Raw genomic sequence first — 22,789 nt, forward strand, 5'->3', positions numbered from 1 at the left:
CCGGTCAAGCCGGCGTGTCGGCCAGCTCGCGGCCGATCTGCCGCAGCTGGGCGGTGGCGCCACCGAGCGCGAACTCGATCTGCTTGGCGGTGATGAAGTAGCGGTGCACCGGGTGGTCCATGTCGATTCCGACACCACCATGCACGTGCACAGTGGTGTGGGCGACGCGGTGGCCGGCCTCTGCCGCCCAGAACGCCGCGGTGGCCACTTCGACGTCGGCCGGCAGGTCTTCGGACAGCCGCCACGACGCCTGCACGAGTGCCAGGCCGAGGCCCTTGATCTCGATGTAGTCGTCCGCCAGCCGAGCGGAGACAGCCTGGAAGCTGCCGATCGGCCTGTCGAACTGCTCTCGGGTGCGGGCATATTCAGCCGTCAGCTCGAGCGCGCGCTCGAGCACACCAAGCTGGAAAGCCGTCTGGCCCAGTGTCTTGTGGGTGGTCAACCAGGCCAGGGCGTCGGCGTCGCCGACGATCCGGTCGGCGCCGACCTCGACACCGGCGAGGTCGAGCTCACCGGCACTGCTCAGGCCGGTGGTCAGCAGCGGCGTCACGGAGACGCCGGCGTCGGCTGCGGTCACCAGGAAGACCTTTGTGCCGGAATCGGTTTCGGCCGGAACCAGGAATGCGTCCGCGACCGGGCCGAACTCGACCTGGGTGCGGGTTCCGGTCAGCTTGAAGCCGGTGCCGGAGGTGGTGGCCTGCACCGGGCCCTGGCCGAGTTCCCCGTCGAGGGCCACGGTCAGGATTTTCTCGCCGGTCACCGCGGGGGCGGCCCACTGCTCACTCAGTTCCGGCGTGCCGAATCGGGCCACTGCCCCTGCTCCGAGGATCACCGACTGCAGGTACGGCACCGCGGACAGCTGGCGGCCCAGCGCGGTCAGGATCGCGGTCTGCTCCAAGACACCGAACCCGCCGCCGCCCACGGATTCCGGTGCGGCAGTGGACAGGATGTCGGAGTCGATGAGCTTGCGCCACAACTCCGTGTCGAAGCGCTGATCGAGATCATCGAGCGCGCGCTGGTGCTGGGGGGTGCACACCGCATCGACGATGGTGCCGACCAGCCCCGAGAGATCCTGCGCGGCTTCTGTTCTGGTGAAATCCATGTCAGTCCTATGTCTTTCAGGTCGCTGGTCGTCGTTAGCGGTTGACTCGGGGCAGGCCCAGCGCGACCATACCGATGATGTCGCGCTGGATCTCGTTTGTGCCGCCACCGAAAGTGAGGATGAGGGCGGCGCGGTGCATACGTTCGACGCGACCGCGCAGAAGTGCGCCGTGCGAATCCTGGCGCAGCGTGGCGGACGGTCCGAGGATCTCCATCAGCAGCCGGTAGGCCTCGGTGGCCAGCTCCGTGCCGAAGACCTTGGCGGCCGAGGCATCCGCGGGGTTGAGAGTGCCGCTCTTGGCGGAGGCCAGCTCCCAGTTGATCAGCTTGAGGTACTCAGCCTTGGCCAGTACGCGGGCGAGGTTGAGCTGCACCCACTCGGAGTCGATCAGGCGGTTGCCGTGGACATCCTTGGTGTTCTGCGCCCACTCGCGAACCTGGTTGAGCGCCAGGAAGATCGGCTGGGCGGACACCAGGGCGACGCGCTCGTGGTTGAGCTGGTTGGTGACCAGCTTCCATCCGCCGTTCTCTTCGCCGACGCGGCTGGACACCGGCACGCGCAGATCCTGGTAGTAGGTGGCGCTGGTGCCGACACCTGCCATCGTGCGCACCGGGGTCCACGAGAAGCCCTCCGCGGTGGTCGGGACGATCAGCACCGAGATGCCGCGATGCTTCTTGGCCTCGGTGTTGGTGCGCACCGCGAGCCAGACGTAATCGGCGTACTGGATCAGGCTGGTCCACATCTTCTGACCGTTGACCACGTAGTCGTCGCCGTCGCGAACCGCGGTGGTGCGCAGGCCCGCCAGGTCGGTGCCGGCGCCGGGCTCGGAGTAGCCGATCGCGAAGTGCAGATCCCCGGAGGCGATCTTGGGCAGGTAGAAGCTCTTCTGCTCGTCGGTTCCGTACGCCATAATCGTCGGCGCGACGCTGTTGATGGTCAGGAACGGCACCGGCGCCCCGGCGATGGCCGCCTCGTCGGTGAAGATCAGGGAGTCCATCGGGGCTCGGTTCTGGCCGCCGTACTCCGTCGGCCAGTTCAGGGTGAGCCAGCCGTCCTTGCCCATCTGGGACACGGTCTCGCGGTAGACGTTGCCGGTGCCGATCTCGCCGCCGGTGGTCGACATGAGCGCTTCCTGGCGCTCCGGGGTCATCAGCTTGCCGAAGTACGTCCGGAGTTCGCGGCGAAGCTCCTCTTGTTCAGGCGTGTAACTGATCCGCATCGGTTCGATCCTTCGCTGAGTTGGCAAGCTGGCGGCGACCCGCCGACACTCCTGGTTGTAACACGTTCTAGTCTTGTGGTCCAGCGCCGGTTCAGGCCAGCTATTGAATGGTCTGGTCGTATCGTGGTGCTGCGAATGCTCCCTTTGCCGGGTCTGTCAGCCAAGGAGGTTGTCATGCGAGTAGAAGTCGACCGTGATCGCTGTGAAGGTAACGCCGTCTGTGTGGGAATCGCCCCGGACCTGTTCGAACTCGACGACGAGGACTACGTCGTGGTGACCAAAGACCCGATCCCCGCCGACCATGAGGACGTGGCCGAGCAGTCCATCGCCGAGTGCCCCCGCGCCGCCCTGACCCGCAAAGACTAGAGGTATTCGTAAGTTGACTGCACAAGACGTGTCTGATCTGTCCGGACGGGTCGCCGTGGTGACCGGCGCCGCCGCGGGCCTGGGCCGCGCCGAAGCCATCGGGCTGGCCCGCTCCGGTGCGACGATCGTCGTCAATGACATGGCCAAAGCGCTCGATGAATCCGACGTTCTCGAAGAGATCAGCGCGGTGGGTTCCAAGGGTGTGGCCGTTGCCGGCGACATCAGCCAGCGCTCGACCGCCGACGAGCTGGTCGCGACCGCCGACGGACTCGGCGGGCTGAACATCGTCGTCAACAACGCCGGCATCACCCGCGACCGCATGTTGTTCAACATGACCGACGAAGACTTCGACGCGGTCATGGCAGTGCACCTGCGCGGGCATTTCCTGCTCACCCGCAACGCCGCGACCTACTGGCGCAACCAGGCCAAGGACTCCGGCGGGTCGGTGTACGGCCGCATCATCAACACCTCCTCGGAGGCTGCGATGTCCGGGCCGATCGGTCAGGCCAACTACGGCGCCGCCAAGGCGGGCATCAACGCGCTGACGCTGACGGCGTCACGCGCTCTCGGGCGCTACGGCGTACGGGCCAACGCGATCGCCCCGCGGGCGCGCACTGCGATGACTCTCGAAGTGCTCGGCGGCGTTCCCGAGCTCGCCGAGGGGGAGGTCGATCCGCTGTCGCCCGAGCATGTGGTGACTTTGGTGCGTTTCCTGGCCTCGCCGGCCTCGGACAAGATCAACGGCCAGGTGTTCGTCGTCTACGGACCGACGGTCACTCTGGTCGCGGCTCCGACGGCCGAGCACCGGTTCCACGCCGACGGCGACGCCTGGGATCCGGTGGCGTTGGGTTCGTCCATGCAGGACTACTTTGCCGAGCGCGACCCCGAGCGCACTTTCGGCGTCATGGGCCTGATGGGCGACTGAGGCATCTAGTCGGGATCGCCCTGGCTGTTGGCATTGGCCAGCACGTCGAGGAAGGACCGCGCCCAGCGGTCGACGTCGTGGGCGAGCACCTGGCGCCGAAGTGCCCGCATGCGCCGACGGCCCTCCTCGGGAGTCTGGTTGACGGCGTCTTCGATGGTGTCCTTGACACCCTCCAGATCGTGTGGGTTGGTCAGGTACGCCTGGCGCAGTTCGGCTGCGGCACCGGTGAATTCGCTGAGCACCAGGGCGCCGCCCAGATCGCTGCGGCACGCCACGTACTCCTTGGCGACCAGGTTCATGCCGTCCCGAAGGGGTGTCACCAGCATGACGTCGGCGGCCACAAAGAACGCGATCAACTCGTCGCGGGACACCGGCCGGTGTATGTAGTGCACCACGGGGTGGCCGACTTCGCCGTACTCGCCGTTGATGTGGCCGACCTGTTGCTCGATCTCATTGCGAAGGATGCGATAGCTCTCCACCCGCTCCCGGCTCGGCGTGGCCAGCTGCACCAAGACGGTGTCGTCGCGCTTGGCGCGACCCTCGGCGAGCAATTCCGAAAACGCCTTCAGCCGAACGTCAATGCCTTTGGTGTAGTCCAGCCGGTCGACCCCGAGTAGGACCTTGCGGGGATTGCCGAGCTCGGCGCGAATCTCCTTGGCCCGCCGCCGGATGTCACGATGGCGTGCCGTGCGGTCGAGGTCCGCGGAGTCGATGGAGATCGGGAAGGCGCCGACCTTCACCGTCCGGGAGCCCAGCTGCACTTCGCCGAACCGCGACCGCACACCGACGGAGGCGCGAGATGTGTTGGCGCCGACCAGCCGTCGCGACAGGAATAGGAAGTTCTGTGCCCCGCCCGGCAGATGGAACCCGACCAGGTTGGCGCCCAGCAGGCCTTCGATGATCTCGGTCCGCCACGGCATCTGCATGAACAGCTCCACGGGCGGAAACGGAATGTGCAGAAAGAACCCGATGGTCAGATCCGGCCGCAGCGTCCGCAGCATCTTGGGCACCAGCTGTAGCTGGTAGTCCTGGATCCACACGGTGGCACCCTCGGCAGCGGCCTTCGATGTCGCTTCGGCGAAGCGCCGGTTGACGTCGACGTAGCGATCCCACCACTCGCGGTGGTACATCGGCTTGACGATCACATCGTGGTACAGCGGCCACAGCGTTGCGTTGGAGAAGCCCTCGTAGTACTCGGCGACGTCGTCGGCGGACAGCCGCACCGGGAAGAGCTGAAGGTCGTCCTCGACGATGGGCTCCTCGGGGCCGTCGACGATGCCCGGCCAGCCGATCCAGGCGCCGCGCTGCTTGCGCAACAGCGGCTCCAGTGCGGTGACCAGACCGCCCGGGCTGCGTTTCCAGGTGAGGCTGCCGTCGGGCAGTCGCTCCATGTCGATCGGCAGCCGGTTGGCCACCACGACGAAGTCAGAGTCTCCGGAGCGGGCTACTTTCCTGCTCCCGGACACGGACTACGCCTCGAGCTTTGACGGTCCAATACCGAGCATCGACAAGAAGACCCGACATTCGTCGGCGTCGATTGCGTAGGCCGCGACCACGCGCCGGGCTTGGCGCGCGGTGCTGTCGGCCAGCGGTTCCACGTCGTCGATGTCCGTGGGATCTGATTTTGCAGGCATCTGTCAACCTTAGCGAAGGAGTATTTGGTGGTTACGGGCTCGATGAAATAGTCGACTTCGGCTGGACCGCCACTTCGTCTTGATCCTCGGAGTAGCAAACTGTCGATTCCCAGTAGCCGGAGCAGGGGTCGCCGTTGATATTGGGCACCAGGTCGGCGCCGACACCGGTATCCGAGGCCGAGGTGATGTCCTGCGTTGTACGCGTCGGCAGACCACCGGTGGCGTCATCGCCTTGGGTGTTACCCACCGACGACATGTCTGGCACGCAGTTGCCGTTTGACGAATCCATGGACTGGCCCGACGGGCAGCCCCCCGGACCACCCGGCTGGGACGCGACCGGCTGGGGTCCCACCGGCCCGGGTGAGGGGATTCCGCCGTCGGCATGCGCTAGCGGAGCCGCGGCGATCGCGAGCGCGAACAGGCCCCCGATGAACAGCGTTCTCGCCCGGGTGGAATGGACCGGCATCGTTGCCTCCCTGATGTACCCGCTGACTACGGGCTGGACGAAATGCTCGAGTGCGGCGAGACCGCCGGAACTTGGTCTTCCTGCAGACCGATGCATTGGCCAGTGTTGGCTCCCGTGCACGGAATGCCCTGAACCTCCGGCAGACTCCCGGAATCACCCGGCGTCGACAGCGACGTGGTTCCGCCGTTCGCCGCCGTGGGGTAATTGCCGCCCGGCTGGTTGGGCACCAACTCGGGAACACACACATCGGTGTAGAGATCCTCCGACTCGCCGGCCGGACACGACGCGACGGCCGGCCCAGGCGGTGCGCTCGGCCCAGACGCCAAGAACCCAACAGCAGGGGCGGCCGCGATCGCGATCGAGAATCCACCGGCGAGGAGAACTCGGCGGCCGACTGAGGCGGAAATCGCCATACTTCTCACTTCCTAAAGAAGTCGACGGAGTTCCGAAGCCGGCCCTCCGTTTCTACGGACTGGACGAGATGGTGGAGCGGGGTTGCACTGCTGCAGGCTGATCTTCCTGCAATCCTATGCACTGACCTGTGTTTGCGCCTGTGCACGGTATCCCCTGAACTTCGGGCAGGCTGTTCGAATCGCCGGGAGTCGAGTAGCTGACGCCGCCGGGCGGGGCGTCGGTGGGCTGAGCTTCACACGCGCCCGTTGCCGGATTGGCGGTCTGGCCGGGCGCACATGCCGCCACTGGGCCGGCGGACGGCACGGCGAAAGCCGCCAGCGTCGGCGCCGCCGCCACCACGAGCGCAAAGCCGCCCGCCAAGGCCAGGCGCTGCGCAGAATTCTTCAAATTAGCCATGATCGTGCCTTCTTCTTGCTATTTCGTTTGCTGAGTGGCCGTCAAGCCAGTGTATGGCGGCCTTCACCGTCCATGCAGTTGTTCAGCTAATTCATCGCAATTCACAGCTCGCCCGTTACATGGGGGTCAATATGCCCGGGACGGAAATGATCTCGGACCTTCGACCGTGTCTCATGACGGCCGATGTCAAACTCCCCGGCGTATTCGCGGCGGAATTTCGACGCGGTGCGGGCCAGGGGAGAATTGTCAATCAGTCCTGTTTTGGTGCAGCAATATCGGCGCGTCGAGCGGCGCGTGCGGGTCGGTCATTGCGGTCGAATTTCGCTCTGAGAGAAATTCGCTGGGGGAGCGATCGGGTTTCGGCAGGTTCCCACCTTTCCTGCCGTCCTGGGAAGGGGTGCGCGGCGGCCGGACCCGAGGTGGCGGGGGCAGTGAGACGGGCTCTATGCGACGACGCGGCCCCGTGGTTCTATACGTAGAACCTGTTTCAGTTTCGTGTGAGGAGTGCGGCGTGCAGCTCTCGTTCGAGGATCGGACGTACCTGGTCACCGGTGGTGGCAGCGGTATCGGCAAGGGCATAGCGGAAGGGCTGGCCAAAGCCGGCGCCAACGTCATGATCGTCGGCCGCAACGCCGACCGCCTCGCCGCGACAGTCGAAGAGATCAAGGCCGTCGCACCGGCGGGCAATGTCAACTACGAGCCCGCCGACGTCACCAACGAGGACCAGATCGCCGCCGTGGTGGACGCGACAACGGCGTGGAACGGCCGGCTCAACGGTGTCGTGCACTGCGCAGGCGGTTCGCAGACCATCGGCCCGATCACGCAGATGGACTCCGAGGCTTGGCGTGCGACGGTGGACCTCAATATCAACGGCTCGATGTATGTGCTGAAACATTCGGCGCGCCAGATGGTGCGCGGCGGCGGCGGCTCCTTCGTCGGGATCTCTTCGATCGCGGCCAGCAACACCCACCGCTGGTTCGGGCCGTACGGCGTCACCAAGTCAGGGCTGGACCACCTCATCAAGCTGGCCGCCGACGAACTCGGGGCGTCCTGGGTGCGGGTCAACGGCATCCGGCCCGGTCTGATCCGCACCGAGCTCGTACAGCTGGTGCTCGACTCACCCGAACTCAGCGGTGATTACGCCGAGTGCACGCCGCTGCCGCGTCCCGGCGAGGTCGAGGATGTCGCCAACACGGCGCTGTTCCTGCTCAGTGACGCCGCCCAGTGGATCACCGGTCAGATCATCGGCGTCGACGGCGGGCAGAACCTGCGCCGCGGGCCTGACTACTCGGCGATGCTCGAGCCCGCGCTGGGCGCCGAGGCGCTACGCGGAGTGGTCTGAGGCTCCCGCGTCCTGGGCCGCCAGTGTGCTGATCGCCGACCAGTCCAATTCGTCGCCGCCGGCGGCGAGCAGGCGCAGGAACCGGTCGCGCAGCAGGCTGGCGATCGGTAGCGGCACCCGCAGCTCCTCGGCGGCCGTCAACACCAGTCGAATGTCCTTGAGCCCCAGCGGCGCCGCGAACCCGGCCGGCTCGAACTGTTCGCTGGCGATCAGTCCGCCGTAGGTCTTGTACACCGGCGCCGAGAACAAGGTCGACGTCAGGATGTCCAAGTACTGGTGCTTGTCGACGCCGCCGCGATCGACCAGCGCCATCGCTTCACCGAGTGACTCGATCACCGAAGCGATGAGAAAGTTGCCGCTGAGCTTCACCAGATTGGCCGCCGACGGGTCTTCGGACACCACGAAGGTGCGTTGACCGATCGCGTCGAACACCGGTCCCAGCGCGTCAACGGTGTCGGCCGGCCCGGCGGCGACGACGAACAACGCTGCCGCCGCGGCGGCCTCCGGACGCCCGAACACCGGGGCCGACACGAACCCGCCCCCGGCGGCGGCATGTGCCTCGGTCAGGCGTTTGGACAGTTCGACACTGATCGTGCTGGACGATATGTGAACGGTGTGCGGTCCCGCCGACGTGATGATTCCGCCATCGCCGAATGCCACCGCGGCCACCGCGTCGTCGTTGGCGAGCATCGTCAGCACGACGTCACCCCTACACGCGTCGGCGACGCTGTCGGCCGGCGTGGCGCCCTGGGCCGCCAGCGCGTCCACTTTCGGCCGGGACCGGTTGTAGACGGTCACTTCGTGACCCGCCTTGATCAGATTCGCGGCGATGCCCGCGCCCATATTGCCCAGTCCGACGACTCCTACGCGCATGACGTACATCGTGACTATGCGGGCTGGGAAGCGCCAGGGTCAGTTTCGCGGCACCAGCCTCAATTGACGCAGGGAACCTTGCCGCCGTCGATCGGGGCGCCCTGGTCGGGGGTGGGGGTGACGGTCAGGTCGTACCAGGTGTTGCGGGTTGTCGCGGTGGTCGAGGCGCCATCCTGGGTCTGCGGCTGCTCCTGCGGAACGTCGTAACCCTGGCCCAGCACGACGCGGACGTGGCCGGCGGCCAGCGCGCTGGTGGCTTGCGGCGCGTTCTCCACACCGAGCAGGGAGGCCACCGAGTGCGCGTCGGTCTCCGCCCCGGGGCCGTAGGTGATCACGGTGTCGATCGGCTCGCCGGACTCGCGGTCACGGACTTCGTCGATGGTGAAGTTGTGCTTGCCCAGCAGTGAGGACGCCTGCGAGGCCAGGCCCGAGGTGTCGCTGGCATTGACGATGCTGACGACGGTCTGCGGGCTGGGTGGTGGGATCGGTTGCGGCGCAGCGGTTGTGGTCGAGGTCGCCGCGTCGCCGCCGATGGCCTTGGCAATCTCGGCGCGAATCTTGGTCGGGTCGACGATGTTGACGTCCTGGCCGTTGATGTTGTCGTAGCGCACCACCGGCAGCGTCCGGAACTCGACATCGCCACCGGCCAGCGCAGCCATCCGGCGGAACTGGTCCTCGCCCCAGCCCTCCGAGAGCACGATGTCCTGGCGGGCGACTCCCATCAGCTGCTTGAACTTATCCAGGTCGGTGAATGAGCCGGACTCCTGCAGCTGATACATCACCGACAGCAGGAAGGCCTGCTGTCGATGGGTGCGGTCGAGGTCGCCGTTCTCCAGTCCATGCCGTTGCCGCACGAATGCCAGGGTCTGGGCGGCATCGAGGGTTTGAGGGCCGGCCGGGAAGTTCGCTCCGGAGTAGTCGTCGTGCACCGCATGGTTCAGACAGACCTCGACGCCGCCGAGGCTGTCGGCGAGGTGGTAGAAGCTCGCGAGATTGACCTCGGCGAAGTAGTCGATGGGCTGGCCGGTCAGATTGCGCACCGCGCGGATGGTGGCCTTGCGCCCCGCCTCGCGGCCTGCACGCTCCAGCTCGGCGCGATCGGAGATGCCCTCGTCGACCAGTTTCTGTTCGGTCTGCGCCTTGGTCAGCCCGTAGGCTTCTTTGATCTTGATGTGGTTGTAGCCCTTGATGCCGCTTACCGCCACGTAGTCGTCGCGCGGGATCGAGAAGGCGACGACGTGGTCGTCGGCGCTGATGTGGACGAGGATCAGGGTGTTGGTGTTGTAGCCGCCGGCGTCGGAATCGCCTGCGTGCAGCTTGTCCAGGAGTTCGTCGGGCAGCTCGTTACCCTGCTGGTCTTTGCGGGAGTCCAGCCCGATCAGCAGGATGTTCATCGCGCCGCCGGAGGAGCGCGGTTCGTCGGCCCCCAGCGCCTGGGACACCGTGATTCCGCTGAGGAGGCCGTGGGCCTGTGAATAGGCCAGGCCGGTGAGCATCACGATCACGACCGAGACCAATCCGATCGTGGATCGGACGACGATTCGCAAGGCCCGCCGGCTGGTGTCGGACCGCCCGCGATGACGACCATGGCGGTTGCCCGCCACGGCCGCCGGCGGGGGCGGCGACGGATCCATGACCGACAGTATGCGGGCAAACGCTGGCGCGGCCCCAGCGAGGCCGACTCTGCAGCGCTTGCCGCACCACGGCCGTTATGCTGTGCGCGTGCTTAGCATGATGCGTGGTGGCGGCCGTCGATGAAGCCGGCGCAATTCGACTACCACCGGCCGGACAGCGTCGCCGAGGCGGCGCAGATGCTGACCGAGTTCGGCGACGACGGCAAACTGCTGGGCGGGGGACAGAGCCTGGTTCCGATGCTGTCGATGCGTCTGGCGTTCTTCGACCATCTGATCGATATCTCGCGCCTTGCGGAGTTGAAGGGCATCGAGGCACGCGACGGCGAAATCTGGATCGGTGGCGGCACCACGCATGCCGCCGTCGGGACCGACGAGCGGGTGCGCGCGGGCGTGCCGCTGCTGACCCGGGCCACCCCGTTGATCGGGCATTTCCAGATTCGCAGCCGGGGAACCATCGGCGGCTCGATCGCACACGCCGACCCCGCCGCCGAATACCCGGCCGTCGCATTGGCGCTGGACGCGACGATGGAGACGGTGTCGACCTCGGGCCGCCGCGAGATCGCGGCTGATGAGTTCTTTTCCGGCGTGTGGGAAACGGCGATGGCGCCCGACGAGATCCTGGCGGGTGTGCGGTTCCCGGTCTGGTCGGGCCGGGTCGGATTCGGGGTGGAAGAATTCGCCCGTCGCCACGGCGATTTCGCGATCGCGGGCGCGGCGGCGGCTGTCGAACTCGACGACGACGACCGGGTTCGGCGCAGCGGCATCGGGTTGCTGGGGTTGTCGGCCACACCGCGGCGGGCATCGGCCGCGGAGGCGGCGATCGCCGGTCGCAAGGTTGGTGAAGTCACCGCTGAAGAGATCGGTGAGCTCGCGATGAGCGGACTGGACGACATTCCGGCCGACCTGCACGGTTCGGCCGATTACCGACGCCGGGTCGGGGCGGCGATGGCCGCGCAGGCGTGGCGGGCCGCGGTCAAGGAGGCATTCGATGCATGAGCGACCGATTCATCTGTCGGTCAACGGAATTCCCGTTGAGTCGATCGTCGAGCCGCGGCTGACCCTGGCTGATTTCCTGCGCGAGCGGTGCGGCCTGACCGGCACGCACCTTGGTTGCGAGCACGGCTCGTGCGGCGCCTGCACCGTGCTGCTCGACGGGGCTGCGGTGCGGTCCTGTCTGGTGTTCGCGGTGCAGGCCGAGGGTGCTGAGGTGTCGACCGTCGAGGGGGTCGCCTCACCGGGCGGGGAGCTGTCAGCGGTGCAGGCTGCCCTACGTGACTGCCATGGTCTCCAATGTGGTTTCTGCACACCAGGTTTCGTCATGTCGATCACGGCACTGCTGCGAGATAACCCCGATCCCACCGATGAGCAGATCCGCGAGGGTCTGTCGGGCAACTTCTGCCGTTGCACCGGGTATCAGGGCATCATCAACGCGGTGCATCAAGCCGCTGAAACCGGTGTGGCGCAGGCCTAACCGGCTGCGGCCGCCTCGATCAGGGCCACGATCTGCGACGGTGTCGCGGGCAGCTTGGTGACAGTCACTCCGAGTGGCGCCAGGGCGTCGTTGATCGCATTGATCACTGCCGGAGTGGATCCGATGGCCCCACCCTCACCACAGCCCTTGTAGCCGCCGACGCCGGGGCCCGGCACCTCCAGGTGGCCGTACTCGATGGGGGGCACCTCGGTGGCGGTCGGCAGCAGATAGTCGACGAACGTGGTGGCCAAGGGGTTTCCGTCGTCGTCGTAGACCAGGTTCTCCAGCAGCGCGCCGCCGATGCCCTGCACGGTCCCCCCGGCGATCTGCCCCTCCACGATGTTGGGGTTGATCATCGGGCCGACGTCCTCGCTGACTATGTAGCGGGTCAGCGTGACCCGCCCGGTGGTGACGTCGACCTCGCAGGTGCACGCGTGAGTGGCGTTGGCCCAGTGGATCATCGTCTGCGACGTGAACCGCGCGGTCGCCTCCAGCGTGGCCGCCATCCCCGGCGCCAGCTGCTGGGGTTCGTAGTAGGAGCGGTACGCGAGATCGGCGAAAGTGACGCTCTTAGAAAAGTCTTCGCGTGAGGTGGCCCTGGAGTTGGCGAGCTCGATGTCAGCCTCGTCGACACCGAGTGTGTGGGCAGCCATCGCCACGAGCTGCCCGCGCAGGATGGTGCCCGCCTCGTTGACCGCACCGGCGGTCATCGGCCCGCTGCGGCTGCCCTGCGTGCCGGCGCCGTACGGAGTGACCGCGGTGTCGCCCTGGATCGTCGACACGTCAGCGATATCGGCGCCCAGCGCGTCGGCGGTGAGCTGCACGACGGTGGTCTCGATGCTATTGCCGCTCGAGCCGCCGTTGACGTAGACATTGATCTTGCCGGTGGGCTCCATGCGGATGGTGCAGCCCTCGGTGGCCAGGTGGCCGGTCGCGGCGCCGGTCGGCTCGATGTAGGCCGAGAACCCGAGGCCGAGGTAACGGCCCTGGGCTAGCGCCTCGGCCTGCTCCTTGCGGAACCCTTCGTGGTCGAGGATCTTGACCGCCTGCTCGAACGTCTCCATCGGGGCGCAGTGGTCATAGGGCATACCGTTGGGGTTGAAGTAAGGCATCTCGTCGCGGCGCAACAGGTTCTTGCGGCGCAGCTCAACCGGATCGATGCCCATCTTGCGGGCCGCGATGTCGAGAAGTATTTCACGCGTGAGGGTTTCGTACTGCCATGGCCCGCGGTAAGCGACCAGTCCGGCGGTGTTGGTGAATACCGTCTTGTAGTTGAAGCTGGACTTGGGCACCCGGTAGGGCCCGGGAAAGAACATTCCGATCGCCGCGGTGGTCAGCACCGGGTACGGCGTGGGGTAGGCCCCGATGTCCTGAAGGAAGTCGATCGCGACGGCGGTGATGGCCCCGTCGGCGTCGAACGCCATCCGGGCGCGGCCATCCACGTGGCGGGCCTGCCCGGCGGCCATCAGGTTCTCGCGGCGGTCCTCGATCCACTTGAGCGCCGTGGGCACCTTGCGGGCAGCCAGCATGATGCACATGTCCTCGCGCATCGGGACGACCTTCTGGCCGAAGCCGCCGCCGGTGTCGCGGGTGATGACGCGGACACCTTGGGCCGGGATGCCGAGCAGTCGTGCGGCGAAAGCCCGTAACTCGTGCGGGGTCTGGGTGGACGCCCACAGGGTGAGCTCTCCGGTAGTGGCCACCCATTCGACGACCAGGCCGCGGGTCTCGATGGGCACCGGCACATGGGTCTGCTGATAAATCTGTTCGTCGGCCACGTAGGCCGCCGCGGCGAACGCCTCTTCGTCGGGTGGGGCTCCGGCAAGACCGCCGGCGACGTTGTCGGGGTAGGCGTCGTGGACTACCGCGTCGGCGTTCACGGCCTGGGTGAAATCGGCGATGGCGGGCAGCGGGTCGTAGTCGACGTCGACCAGTTCGATGGCGTCCTCGGCGATGTACCGGTTCGCGGCGATGACGATGGCGACCGGGTCCCCGACGAACTTCACCTCACCCTCGGCCAGCGGGGGGCGGGGCGTGTCGGCGACGTCCTTGCCCGCAACGGCGTGCCACGCCTCTTTGACGTCCGGGTTCAGGTCCGCGGCGGTGAGTACGGCGTGCACGCCGGGTAGTGCCAGCGCCGCCGAGGTGTCGATGCTGTTGATCCGGGCGTGCGCGAACGGGCTGCGCACGAAGCAGGCGTGCAGCATGCCCGGCCGGACGATGTCGTCGACGTAGGTGCCGTGCCCGGTGAGCAGGCGAGTGTCCTCGACCCGCGCGACGCGCGTCCCTGCGTAACGGGTGACAGGTGCGGCCATGGCAGGGGCTCCAATGCATCGTCGACGAGCGGCTCGCGACAAGCTAAGCAGTCGCTCAGCGGAGCGTACCGAAGCGTGCGGGTGCCGTCACCAAGAGTTGGTCATACCGGTCGGGCAATCCGCACAGCCGGGGCGGTGCGGACAGCGTCCATACTTCGTATCGTCGAGGCATGAGTAATTGGCCGGAACCGGCGCAAGCTGACGAGGGCCAGGAATCAGTGTGGGATTTCCCGCGTCCGCCCCGGCTCGAACCGTTCGCCGGCGCGATCACCATCGAACTCGGCGGTCGCGTCATCGCGTCCACCACCCGGAGCTGGCGAGTGCTCGAGACCAGCCATCCCCCGACGTACTACCTGCCCCGCGAAGCGTTCGAGGCCGGTGTCCTTCGTGACGCGCCGGGTGCGTCGATGTGCGAATGGAAGGGGCAGGCGCGCTACTACGACCTGGTGGCCGGCGCCACGGTGGCATCCAGAGCGGCGTGGACCTACCCCCGGCCGACGCCCGCGTTCGCCGAGATCGCGGGGGCCATTGCGGTGATGGCCGGCCAGGTCGATCGGTGCACCGTCGACGGCGAAACGGTCGTGCCTCAACCGGGCGGCTTCTACGGCGGGTGGATCACCAGCCGGGTGGTGGGCCCGTTCAAGGGAGTCCCCGGCTCGATGGGTTGGTGAAACGGACTGAATCCCCGGGTGGCTTCGCTCCTGCCCACCCGCGAAACACGGTGGAAACACAAACGCCGCATCCAGGAAACACCGCGCCGACATTCTCGTCGGGACCGTCGAAGGAGCCGGACTTGCACGCGATCGATCCCGCCGCCACCGCGTGGCTGCTGGCCAGCACAGCACTCGTCTTGTTGATGACCCCCGGGTTGGCTATTTTCTACGGCGGCATGGTCCGCACCACCGGTGTGCTCAACATGATCATGATGAGCTTCATCTCGATCCCGCTGGTCACGGTGGCGTGGCTGCTGTTGGGCTACACCCTGGCGTTCTCCGGAACCAGCGTGGGCGGTTTCATCGGCGACCTGTCGCATATCGGGATGGCCGGCATCGGGCCGGACACGGTGCACGGCTCGGTTCCCGAATTGCTCTTCTCCACCTTCCAGCTCACCTTTGCGATCATCACCGCCGCGCTGATCAGCGGCGCGATCGCCGACCGGGCCAAGTTCGCCGCGTGGATCGTCTTCGTGCCAGTCTGGTCCATCGTGGTGTACGCCGTTGTGGCGCACTGGGTTTGGGCGCCCAGCGGTTGGCTGTTCAAGCTCGGTGTGCTCGACTACGCCGGCGGGTTGGTCGTCGAAATCGTCTCAGGGTCCTCAGCGCTGGCGCTGGCCCTGGTGCTCGGGCCGCGCATCGGATTCAAGGTCGACGCGATGCGCCCACACAACTTGCCCTTCGTCCTGCTGGGCGTCGGACTGCTGTGGTTCGGGTGGTTCGGCTTCAACGCCGGGTCCGCGCTGGCCGCAAACGGCACGGCCGCGGCGATCTTCCTCAACACCCTGGTCGCCGGCTGCCTCGGCATGCTGGGCTGGCTGTCGGTCGAGCAGATTCGCGACGGGCGCCCCACCACCTTCGGTGCGGCCTCCGGTGTGGTCGCCGGGCTGGTCGCGATCACGCCGTCGTGCGGCACCGTGAACACCCTCGGCGCCGCGGTGGTCGGCGTCGCGGCGGGTGTCGTCTGCTCGTTCGCGATCGGGCTCAAGTTCCGATTCGGCTACGACGACTCCCTGGACGTGGTGGGGGTGCACTTCGTCGGCGGGGTGGTCGGGGTGCTGTTGATCGGCTTCCTGGCCACGGCGGTGATGACCGGCGGGCCTCAGGGGCTGTTGTACGGCGGCGGCGTCACGCAGCTGGGCAAGCAGGCGCTCGCGATGATCGTGGTAGCGGCATACGCCTTCATCATGTCGTTCGTACTGGCCAAGCTGATCGACCGGGCGATCGGCTTCCGGCTCAGCCCCGAGGACGAAACCGCGGGGGTGGACTTCACCCAGCACGCCGAAACCGCCTACGCCGAGGGAGTGCACGGGCATCAGCCGCTTCGGCGGCCGCTGTTCGGCGAGCTGCGTCCACGGCCGGATACCACCGACGAGGAGTGACCTCCGTCTCGAAACTGCGCTGCGCGCAATGCTGGCGTCCTCGGGGCGGACTGCGTAGCTTGGCGCTGCTGAGCGGAGGTGGTCGTGTCGGGTGATGGTGCGTCGGTGTTTGCCGAGCTGATCCCACTGGCGTTGGTGGTGGCGTTATCGCCGGTGTCGGTGTTGCCGGCGCTGCTGCTGGTGCTGTATTCGGCACGCCCCCGGGCGGCCGGGCTGGCCTTCGCCGTGGGGTGGGTGGTCGGCCTGACAACGTTGACGGTGCTGTTCGTCAATGTCCCGAAACTACTGGGAGCGTCGGCGGACACCACGTCGTCATCGCAGCTGTGGCTGCGCATCATCGGCGGCGCCGTATTGATCGTCAGTGGCGCGGTGTTGTGGCTGCGCCGCAAGCAAGCGGCGCGCTCCGCGCGGTGGCTGGACGCAGTCGGCAAGCTGTCGCCGGCCCGCACCGCGCCGATCGGACTGGTCCTGGCGCTGGTGAACCCGAAGATCATCGTCGCCTGTGCGGCAGCAGGTTTAGCCATCGCCGTTGCGCCGCTGGGCACGGTCGGCCGCGGTGCCGCCGCCGTCTACTTCGTCGTGCTGGCGGGATCGAGCACGCTGCTGCCGGTGCTGGCCCATGTGGTGGCGGCCAACCGCTTCGATCACGTGCTGGACCAATTGCGCTCCTGGATCCAACGCCGGCAGGCCGAGATCAGTGCCGTCGCCCTGGTCGTCATCGGCGTGGTGCTGATCCTCACTACGCTGGGCGGACGCTAGGGCCGATTCATCAGGTCTGTTGCGGCCCATCGGGAGTTCGCCGGGTCTAACATGACCGGCAACGATAGGGGGCCCGATGAATCCTGGCGATCCCGATCCGCTGCGTGGATCTCTGCAGCCCTACTACAACCAAGGCCATCATGACGGCTCGATCGTCGTCGACGACTGGGCGGGCGGAATCCCGGAAACTCGGGCACAGCTCCCCTCGGTGCGGATCGGCCGACGCTGGTTCAGCACTCTCTGGCTGATTCCGCTGGGTGCGGTCGGCCTGGTGCTATCGATCGCGGTGGTACGCGAAATAGCGCACTACCAGTGGTATCACGAGTTCATTGCGGCTTATCCCGGGACCTCGATGCAATACGTGCAACCCGTGGAGTCCGGGTTCCCGTGGTGGCTGCGCTGGCAGCACTTCTTCAACCTGCTTTTCATGATGTTCATCATCCGGGCCGGGCTACAGATACTCGCCGATCATCCACGTTTGTACCTCAATGCCGGCAGCAAGCCGGACACCGAATGGATGCGGCTGCGCGGCCCCGTGCCCGCCGACCGCCGCGACAGTGCCGACGCCGAGAACATCTGGACCGCCAAGGAAGACTCGGTGGCACTGCCGAAGCAGTTGGGAATACCGGGTTTTCGACACTCCATTGGCCTTGCCCGCTGGTGGCATTTCAGTTTCGACCTGTTGTGGTTGATCAACGGGCTGATCTTCGTCGTGCTGCTGTTCAGCACCGACCAGTGGAAGCGGTTGGTGCCCACATCCTTTGACGTCTTTCCCAATGCAGTATCGACTGCGCTGCAATACCTGTCGCTGCAGCTGCCCGAGAATGCCGGATTCAGCACCTACAACGCGCTTCAGTTGATCGCGTACTTTCTTACGGTGTTCATCGCCGCCCCGCTGGCGTTCATCACCGGTCTATTGCAGGCGCCGTCGATCGCCGGCAAGTTCGGTACCGGCGCAGGATTGCTGAACCGTCAGGTCGTGCGCACAATCCATTTCGGTGTGCTCGTCTGGATGCTGATCTTCATCGCGATGCATACGCTGATGATCTTCATCACCGGCTTCGTGGGCAACGTCAATCACATCACCCTGGGGACGAACACCAATTCCTGGTGGGGCGTTGCGCTGTACGTAGCGTGGATGGCCGTCGTGGTCGGGTTCTGGTGGGTCGCTTCCCCACTGACAACCAAGCACCCCAGGCTGATTCAGCGAGCCGGTCAGGCAACCGTCGGCTGGCTCAAAGGTCTCTTGGAACGAACCAACCCCAGCGCCGACTATTCCGAAGATGACATCTCGCCGTACTTTTGGACCAACGGCGAAAAGCCCGAGTCCGAAGAGTTCCGGCGCCTCAAGGAGACGGACTGGGCGGACTACCGGCTGCGGGTGGACGGGCTGGTGGACAACCCGCTCGAACTGTCTTACCCACAGCTGCTGGCCTTGCCGCATCAGGACCAGATCACCCAACACTTTTGCATCCAGGGCTGGTCGGGCATAGCCAAGTGGTGCGGAGTGCCGATGAGCGTCATTTGCGAGATGGCCCGGCCGCAGGCCGAGGCCAAGTGGGTGGTCTTCTACTCCTTCGCCGACGGCCCCGAGGGCGGTCGGTATTACGATTGCCACCCGCTGGCCAACATGTTTCACCACCAGACGATCCTGGCGTACGAGATGAACGGCGAGCCGCTGAACGTATCGCACGGTGCCCCGCTGCGGCTTCGTGACGAGGTCGAGCTCGGCTTCAAACAGGTCAAGTGGATCGAATCGATAGAATTCGTGGCATCTTTCGATCATCTGGGTGCGGGGCAGGGCGGGTACAACGAGGACCAGGAGTTCTACGGCTACCGCATGCCTATCTGAGCCGGGCCATCTGGGTGCACACCCAGTTCGCCTAGCAGAGTTCGCACGCGCCTTTCGATCTCATCGCGGATCGGTCGAACGGCGGCAACGGATTGGCCCGCCGGGTCAGGGAGAATCCACTCCTCGTAGCGGCGGCCGGGCAGCACCGGGCAGGTGTCACCGCACCCCATCGTGACGACGACGTCGGCGGCCTCGACCATGTCGGGCGTCCACCGTCTCGGTTGCTCCGCGGAGATGTCGATGTGCTTCTCGGCCATCGCGGCGACAGCCGCCGAGTTGACCTGTTGGGCGGGCTCGGAGCCGCCGGAATAGACATCCGCCTGACCGGCCGCGAGATGCTCGAAGAAACCCATCGCCATCTGTGACCTGCCGGCGTTGTGGGTGCAGAGGAAAAGGACAGCAGGCCTGGATTTTTCGGCCATCTCAGTTCCCGTCTTGTGCGATCGGCGTTGTGGCCGTGAGGGGATACAGGACGACAACCACCGCCAGCCCGGCGAGTCCGCCGATCGCCTGAGCCGCGACGAACGCGGGTATCGAGCTCGGTGCGATCCCGGCGAAGGTGTCGGAGAACGCGCGCCCCACCGTAACGGCAGGGTTGGCGAACGACGTAGAACTCGTGAACCAATAGGCAGCACCGATATAGGCGCCGACCGCTGCCGCCGACTGCGCCGCACGTCCGGTGCGGGCCAGCGCGAAAATCAGCGCGATCAGGCCAGCTGTTGCGACCACCTCTGCGACGAAATGCCCGCCGGTGAGCCGGTTCTTGGTAGAGAGTTCCAGGACTTGCCGATCGAACATGAGATTGGCGAGCAGGGCGCCGCAGACACCTCCGATGATCTGAAAAATGCTGTAGGCGAGCACTTCCTGCAGAGATAGCCCGGCCTTGGCGGATCGGCCCAGTAGCCAGTCGACGGCCGAAACCACGGGATTGAAATGAGCCCCCGACACCGGACCGAAGAGCAGAACGAGAACTGCCAGGCCCAGCGTCGTGGCGATCGAGTTCTCGAGCAACTGCAACCCGACGTCGTTGGGGGAGAGTTGGGCTGCGGCGATGCCCGATCCCACGACGACTGATACCAATAGCGAGGATCCCAGAAACTCCGAGACCAGCCGGCGGGGCAGGGGAAGGTCAGCCTCCCGGCGTGCCACAGCACGAACTCTCAGTCGCGGCTTCTCGGTGCCCCGACTCGGCCCCGAAGATGTCGGAGTCAGCGAGAACGGTGTAGATCTCCCACCTTTCACCATCGGGTCCGGTGACCCAGACCTTGTCCTGGGTGGCAAAGCAACATGTGGTGCTGATTTCCTTTTCGATGGACAACCCTGCATCAGCGAGCCGGGCGATCTCGGAGTGAACCGAATTGCTTGATCCGACCTCGACTCCGAGGTGGTTGATGGTCGCGCCGTGTCCGGGATTCTCGACGAGCACCAGTTTGAGTGGTGGATCGCTGATGGCGAAGTTGGCGTAGCCATCCTTGATTTTGGCCGGCGTCGCATCGAACAGCTTGGCGTAGAACGTGATGGCCTCGTCGAGGCTGTCGACGTTGATTGCGAGCTGGATGCGGGACATGACGACTCCTATACCTGTGTGGCTTATGTCGAAACCCTGCGAACCATAATGGCACCTCTTCGATATATGTCAATAGCCGTGGCATGATGGTTTTATGCCCAAGGCCCTGCCCACGGTCGACATCTCCACCCCGCTGTGTTGCTCGCCCGTCGCCGCGGGCCCGATCACCGACGACGCCGCACTAGAAATTGCGTTGCGCCTCAAGGCATTGGCGGATCCGGTGCGGGTCAAGCTGGTGTCATTGTTGTTCGGCAGCATGGAGGGTCAGGAGTGCAGCCGCGACCTCGCCGCTGCAGTGGGCCTCGGCGAGTCCACCGTGAGCCATCACCTCTCGCAATTGCGGCGAGCGGGTCTGATCGATTCGGAGCGTCGAGGCATGGCTGTGTACCACCGCCCGCGCCGCGACTCGCTGATCGCGTTGTGCGCAGTGTTGGATCCGAACTGTTGCCGTTAGGCGGCGACGGCAACGCGCTGCTTGCGACGGCGAACGTACATCACACTGATGAGCAGCACTCCGCCGACGGCGGACTGCGACACCATGGTGTATCCGAGATCCTTCATGATGCCGATCTCGGCGGCGCTGAGCGTCCTGACGCCCATTCCGGTGTCGGAGGCGGCGTTCATCAACTGCTCAGCGTGGCCAGCGGACCCGTTGAACGTTTTGTCGTCCAGGTGCGAGATGGAACTTCCGGACTCCCACGGGTTCGGGGTGAACAGAGGCACTCCTGTGCCGTAGGCAGCGACCGCGTTGGTGCCGCCGAAGTACAGTCCGCCGTTGCCGCCGGTCAGGTTGGTGTTGTAGGCCGTGTTGAACGTCGTGCCGTTCCACACCGAGGTTCCGTTCGACGTGGTGATGAAGCTGTCGAAGGTCGTGTAGTTCGATCCGGTGTTCTTGCCGGCGCTGTCCACTACGGAGATGAAGCCGAAGGTGTGCAGCAGCTCGTGCATCGCCGTGGACTCGAAGTCGTACTGGCTGCTGCTGACCGAATTTCCAAGGCCCCAGGGATAGCCGAAGTTCCAGGTGATGGTGCCGTCAGCGGCCGACCCGTTGGAGTCCACACCGGTCAGAATCTTGTTCTGCACCACCGTCGGATAGAAGCCGGCGTCAGAACTGGTCAGATCGCTGCCGGCGAACGCAAGCGTCGAGCCTCCCAGCGAGTACTGGCCGGTGACGTTGTAGGTGACGTCGACGTTATGAGTGGCGACAAAATAGCTCGACAGATAGATCGCCGTCGCCGCCAACTCGGCCCGCGCGGCACTGGACCACCACTGAGACCCGTTGACGTAGTTGAACGTGAACGTGATGCGGTCGGTGCCGGCAGGCTGCTCGTAGACACCGACTGCGGTGGAAGTGCTTGCGCTGCGGAACCAATTGAGCAGATTGATATGTGTGCCGGTGTCGGTGACGGCGACGGTGAACGAGTCGATGCCGTTGAAGGTCGAGTTTGGGGTGTAGGTGTAGGAGCCGGTGTTGGGATCGATCGTGACAGTGCCGTAGTGGGGTTGCTCGGTGACTTTGTAGACAAGCTTGTCGTGTTCGGGATCGGTCGCCACCACCCCGCCGTTGAGGGGCCCCGTCGTCTCACTGGAGACCAGCTGCACCGCTGAGACGGTCGGGGCTTCGTTGAAGAAGGTGCGCCGGACCAGGAGCGCCGCGCCTTCGAGGTAGCCCTGCAGTGTGTTCACCAGTGCGGTGATCGGATCGGCCACCGTGGACGCGGAATTCCTGGCGGACGTGCTGACGGCCGTCATCTCGGCGGTGCTGGTGGCGGCGGCCGGTGTGCTGGTCGTGGTTACCGCGTCGGTGGTCGAGGTTGTCGACGACGTCGACGAGCTGCTCGACGATCCTGTGGGTGCCTGTGTGGTCGTGGTGGTCGCGGCGGTTTCCTGCGCGCCGGTCGACTCGCCGGTGCTGGCGGTCGAGCTGGCTGACGTCGTCGTCGTGTCGGTCGTAGCCCGTTTCGAATGCGCGGTGGCCGACGGGGTGGAGGAGGTAACGGCTCCGCTCGCCGTACGTGCGGCTGACGCGGTCGACGATGTGCCGCTGGTGGTGCTGGTCTCAGCGGCGGACGATGACGCGGTTGTGGTCCCGGTTGCGGCTTTGGGGCTGCGGGCGGTGTGCCCGGTACCAGCCTTTGAATTTCCTGTGCCCGAAGTTGCCGAACTCGATGAGGATGAGGTTGAACTTTGGCCAGTGCCGTCTGCGCTGGCAACTGCGACGACGGGACCCGCCAGCGACAGTCCGAGTATGAGTGCGGCTACTCCCGCACGCGCGCCACGCTGAACGTTCGCCACCAATGCACCGCCTTCGCGCAGTTTGTGTGTTGCCCGTGAAGTCGGTGAACTTCCGGCAAACCCC

25 protein-coding genes are annotated in these 22,789 nt (G+C 65.9%); 11 read left to right on the top strand and 14 right to left on the bottom strand.

The genetic code is table 11. From position 1 onward, the window contains the following. Positions 1-4: 4 nt before the first annotated feature. Positions 5-1,102, bottom strand: coding sequence for an acyl-CoA dehydrogenase family protein (locus tag CG716_RS04155; protein ID WP_094476767.1), 1,098 nt, complete (start codon positions 1,100-1,102; stop codon positions 5-7). 34 nt (positions 1,103-1,136) lie between these two features. Then, entirely contained in the window at positions 1,137-2,321 is a 1,185-nt protein-coding gene (locus tag CG716_RS04160; protein ID WP_094476769.1) for an acyl-CoA dehydrogenase family protein, read from the bottom strand. Between the two features lie 174 nt (positions 2,322-2,495). On the opposite strand from CG716_RS04160, the gene CG716_RS04165 reads away from it, so the two are divergent. Both CG716_RS04165 and CG716_RS04170 read left to right on the top strand, forming a co-directional pair. Continuing rightward, positions 2,496-2,687 (top strand): ferredoxin, encoded by a 192-nt coding sequence (locus CG716_RS04165; protein WP_094477331.1) that lies wholly within the window; start codon positions 2,496-2,498, stop codon positions 2,685-2,687. Between the two features lie 13 nt (positions 2,688-2,700). Further along, positions 2,701-3,612: a 3-oxoacyl-ACP reductase gene (locus CG716_RS04170; protein WP_094476771.1), complete on the top strand. Its 912-nt coding sequence runs from the start codon at positions 2,701-2,703 to the stop codon at positions 3,610-3,612. A 5-nt stretch (positions 3,613-3,617) separates the two neighbouring features. Here the strand turns inward: CG716_RS04170 and CG716_RS04175 are convergent, their stop codons facing one another. The 5 genes from CG716_RS04175 to CG716_RS04195 are packed head-to-tail and all read right to left on the bottom strand — an operon-like array spanning position 3,618 to position 6,522. After that, positions 3,618-5,078 carry an alpha,alpha-trehalose-phosphate synthase (UDP-forming) gene (locus CG716_RS04175; protein WP_094476773.1) on the bottom strand — a complete coding sequence of 487 codons (1,461 nt, stop codon included), beginning with the start codon at positions 5,076-5,078 and terminating at the stop codon, positions 3,618-3,620. Between the two features lie 3 nt (positions 5,079-5,081). Next, positions 5,082-5,246, bottom strand: coding sequence for a hypothetical protein (locus tag CG716_RS30070; RefSeq protein ID WP_094476775.1), 165 nt, complete (start codon positions 5,244-5,246; stop codon positions 5,082-5,084). 31 nt (positions 5,247-5,277) lie between these two features. After that, positions 5,278-5,712, bottom strand: coding sequence for a hypothetical protein (locus CG716_RS04185; RefSeq protein WP_094476777.1), 435 nt, complete (start codon positions 5,710-5,712; stop codon positions 5,278-5,280). 26 nt (positions 5,713-5,738) lie between these two features. After that, complete coding sequence (locus tag CG716_RS04190) at positions 5,739-6,125, bottom strand: intersectin-EH binding protein Ibp1 (RefSeq protein ID WP_094476779.1); 387 nt, start codon at positions 6,123-6,125, stop codon at positions 5,739-5,741. A 52-nt stretch (positions 6,126-6,177) separates the two neighbouring features. Next, positions 6,178-6,522, bottom strand: a complete 345-nt coding sequence (locus CG716_RS04195) for a hypothetical protein (RefSeq protein ID WP_094476781.1) — start codon at positions 6,520-6,522, stop codon at positions 6,178-6,180. 511 nt (positions 6,523-7,033) lie between these two features. On the opposite strand from CG716_RS04195, the gene CG716_RS04200 reads away from it, so the two are divergent. Further along, positions 7,034-7,864 (top strand): SDR family oxidoreductase, encoded by an 831-nt coding sequence (locus CG716_RS04200; protein ID WP_094476783.1) that lies wholly within the window; start codon positions 7,034-7,036, stop codon positions 7,862-7,864. On the opposite strand, the gene CG716_RS04205 is transcribed toward CG716_RS04200, so the two are convergent. After that, a complete protein-coding gene (locus tag CG716_RS04205; protein WP_094477333.1) occupies positions 7,847-8,737 on the bottom strand; it encodes an NAD(P)-dependent oxidoreductase in 891 nt (296 codons plus the stop codon). The two genes, CG716_RS04200 and CG716_RS04205, sit on opposite strands and share 18 nt — an antisense overlap. 59 nt (positions 8,738-8,796) lie before the next feature. After that, the gene (locus tag CG716_RS04210) at positions 8,797-10,371 is read right to left on the bottom strand and encodes an LCP family protein (protein ID WP_094476785.1); all 1,575 of its coding nucleotides are present in this window, start codon (positions 10,369-10,371) and stop codon (positions 8,797-8,799) included. A 120-nt stretch (positions 10,372-10,491) separates the two neighbouring features. Between CG716_RS04210 and CG716_RS04215 the strand changes: the two genes are divergently transcribed. Together CG716_RS04215 and CG716_RS04220 are read left to right on the top strand one after the other, a co-directional pair. After that, positions 10,492-11,367 carry an FAD binding domain-containing protein gene (locus CG716_RS04215; protein WP_094476787.1) on the top strand — a complete coding sequence of 292 codons (876 nt, stop codon included), beginning with the start codon at positions 10,492-10,494 and terminating at the stop codon, positions 11,365-11,367. Continuing rightward, positions 11,360-11,842 (top strand): (2Fe-2S)-binding protein, encoded by a 483-nt coding sequence (locus CG716_RS04220; RefSeq protein ID WP_094476789.1) that lies wholly within the window; start codon positions 11,360-11,362, stop codon positions 11,840-11,842. The genes CG716_RS04215 and CG716_RS04220 overlap by 8 nt, the downstream gene beginning before the upstream one ends. Here the strand turns inward: CG716_RS04220 and CG716_RS04225 are convergent. Beyond that, the gene (locus CG716_RS04225) at positions 11,839-14,157 is read right to left on the bottom strand and encodes a xanthine dehydrogenase family protein molybdopterin-binding subunit (protein WP_094476791.1); all 2,319 of its coding nucleotides are present in this window, start codon (positions 14,155-14,157) and stop codon (positions 11,839-11,841) included. The two genes, CG716_RS04220 and CG716_RS04225, sit on opposite strands and share 4 nt — an antisense overlap. Positions 14,158-14,327: 170 nt before the next feature. Here CG716_RS04225 and CG716_RS04230 point away from each other — a divergent pair, with 170 nt between their 5' ends. The 4 genes from CG716_RS04230 to CG716_RS04245 all read left to right on the top strand — a co-directional run bounded on the left by CG716_RS04230 (position 14,328) and on the right by CG716_RS04245 (position 18,863). Continuing rightward, positions 14,328-14,828, top strand: coding sequence for a DUF427 domain-containing protein (locus tag CG716_RS04230; RefSeq protein WP_094476793.1), 501 nt, complete (start codon positions 14,328-14,330; stop codon positions 14,826-14,828). A 122-nt stretch (positions 14,829-14,950) separates the two neighbouring features. Continuing rightward, entirely contained in the window at positions 14,951-16,252 is a 1,302-nt protein-coding gene (locus CG716_RS04235) for an ammonium transporter (protein WP_094476795.1), read from the top strand. An 84-nt stretch (positions 16,253-16,336) separates the two neighbouring features. Beyond that, on the top strand, positions 16,337-17,011 hold the full coding sequence (locus tag CG716_RS04240; RefSeq protein WP_094477335.1) for a GAP family protein: 675 nt from the start codon (positions 16,337-16,339) through the stop codon (positions 17,009-17,011). Between the two features lie 76 nt (positions 17,012-17,087). After that, the gene (locus tag CG716_RS04245; protein WP_094476797.1) at positions 17,088-18,863 is read left to right on the top strand and encodes a molybdopterin-dependent oxidoreductase; all 1,776 of its coding nucleotides are present in this window, start codon (positions 17,088-17,090) and stop codon (positions 18,861-18,863) included. On the opposite strand, the gene CG716_RS04250 is transcribed toward CG716_RS04245, so the two are convergent. The 3 genes from CG716_RS04250 to CG716_RS04260 are packed head-to-tail and all read right to left on the bottom strand — an operon-like array spanning position 18,845 to position 20,430. Further along, positions 18,845-19,285, bottom strand: coding sequence for an arsenate reductase ArsC (locus CG716_RS04250; RefSeq protein WP_094476799.1), 441 nt, complete (start codon positions 19,283-19,285; stop codon positions 18,845-18,847). The genes CG716_RS04245 and CG716_RS04250 overlap by 19 nt on opposite strands. A 1-nt stretch (position 19,286) precedes the next feature. Continuing rightward, complete coding sequence (locus CG716_RS04255; RefSeq protein WP_234817709.1) at positions 19,287-20,012, bottom strand: aquaporin; 726 nt, start codon at positions 20,010-20,012, stop codon at positions 19,287-19,289. Beyond that, entirely contained in the window at positions 19,993-20,430 is a 438-nt protein-coding gene (locus CG716_RS04260; protein ID WP_094476803.1) for an ArsI/CadI family heavy metal resistance metalloenzyme, read from the bottom strand. Before CG716_RS04260 ends, CG716_RS04255 begins: the two co-directional genes overlap by 20 nt. Before the next feature lie 94 nt (positions 20,431-20,524). Between CG716_RS04260 and CG716_RS04265 the strand changes: the two genes are divergently transcribed. Beyond that, positions 20,525-20,884: an Rv2640c family ArsR-like transcriptional regulator gene (locus CG716_RS04265; protein WP_094476805.1), complete on the top strand. Its 360-nt coding sequence runs from the start codon at positions 20,525-20,527 to the stop codon at positions 20,882-20,884. Here the strand turns inward: CG716_RS04265 and CG716_RS04270 are convergent. Then, the gene (locus CG716_RS04270) at positions 20,881-22,116 is read right to left on the bottom strand and encodes a cadherin-like domain-containing protein (RefSeq protein WP_207760568.1); all 1,236 of its coding nucleotides are present in this window, start codon (positions 22,114-22,116) and stop codon (positions 20,881-20,883) included. The two genes, CG716_RS04265 and CG716_RS04270, sit on opposite strands and share 4 nt — an antisense overlap. Here CG716_RS04270 and CG716_RS04275 point away from each other — a divergent pair. Continuing rightward, positions 22,109-22,714, top strand: a complete 606-nt coding sequence (locus tag CG716_RS04275) for a hypothetical protein (protein ID WP_133066863.1) — start codon at positions 22,109-22,111, stop codon at positions 22,712-22,714. The genes CG716_RS04270 and CG716_RS04275 overlap by 8 nt on opposite strands. The last annotated feature ends 75 nt before the right edge of the window (positions 22,715-22,789 follow it).

The organism is Mycolicibacterium sphagni, assembly GCF_002250655.1.
GTDB lineage: Bacteria > Actinomycetota > Actinomycetes > Mycobacteriales > Mycobacteriaceae > Mycobacterium > Mycobacterium sphagni.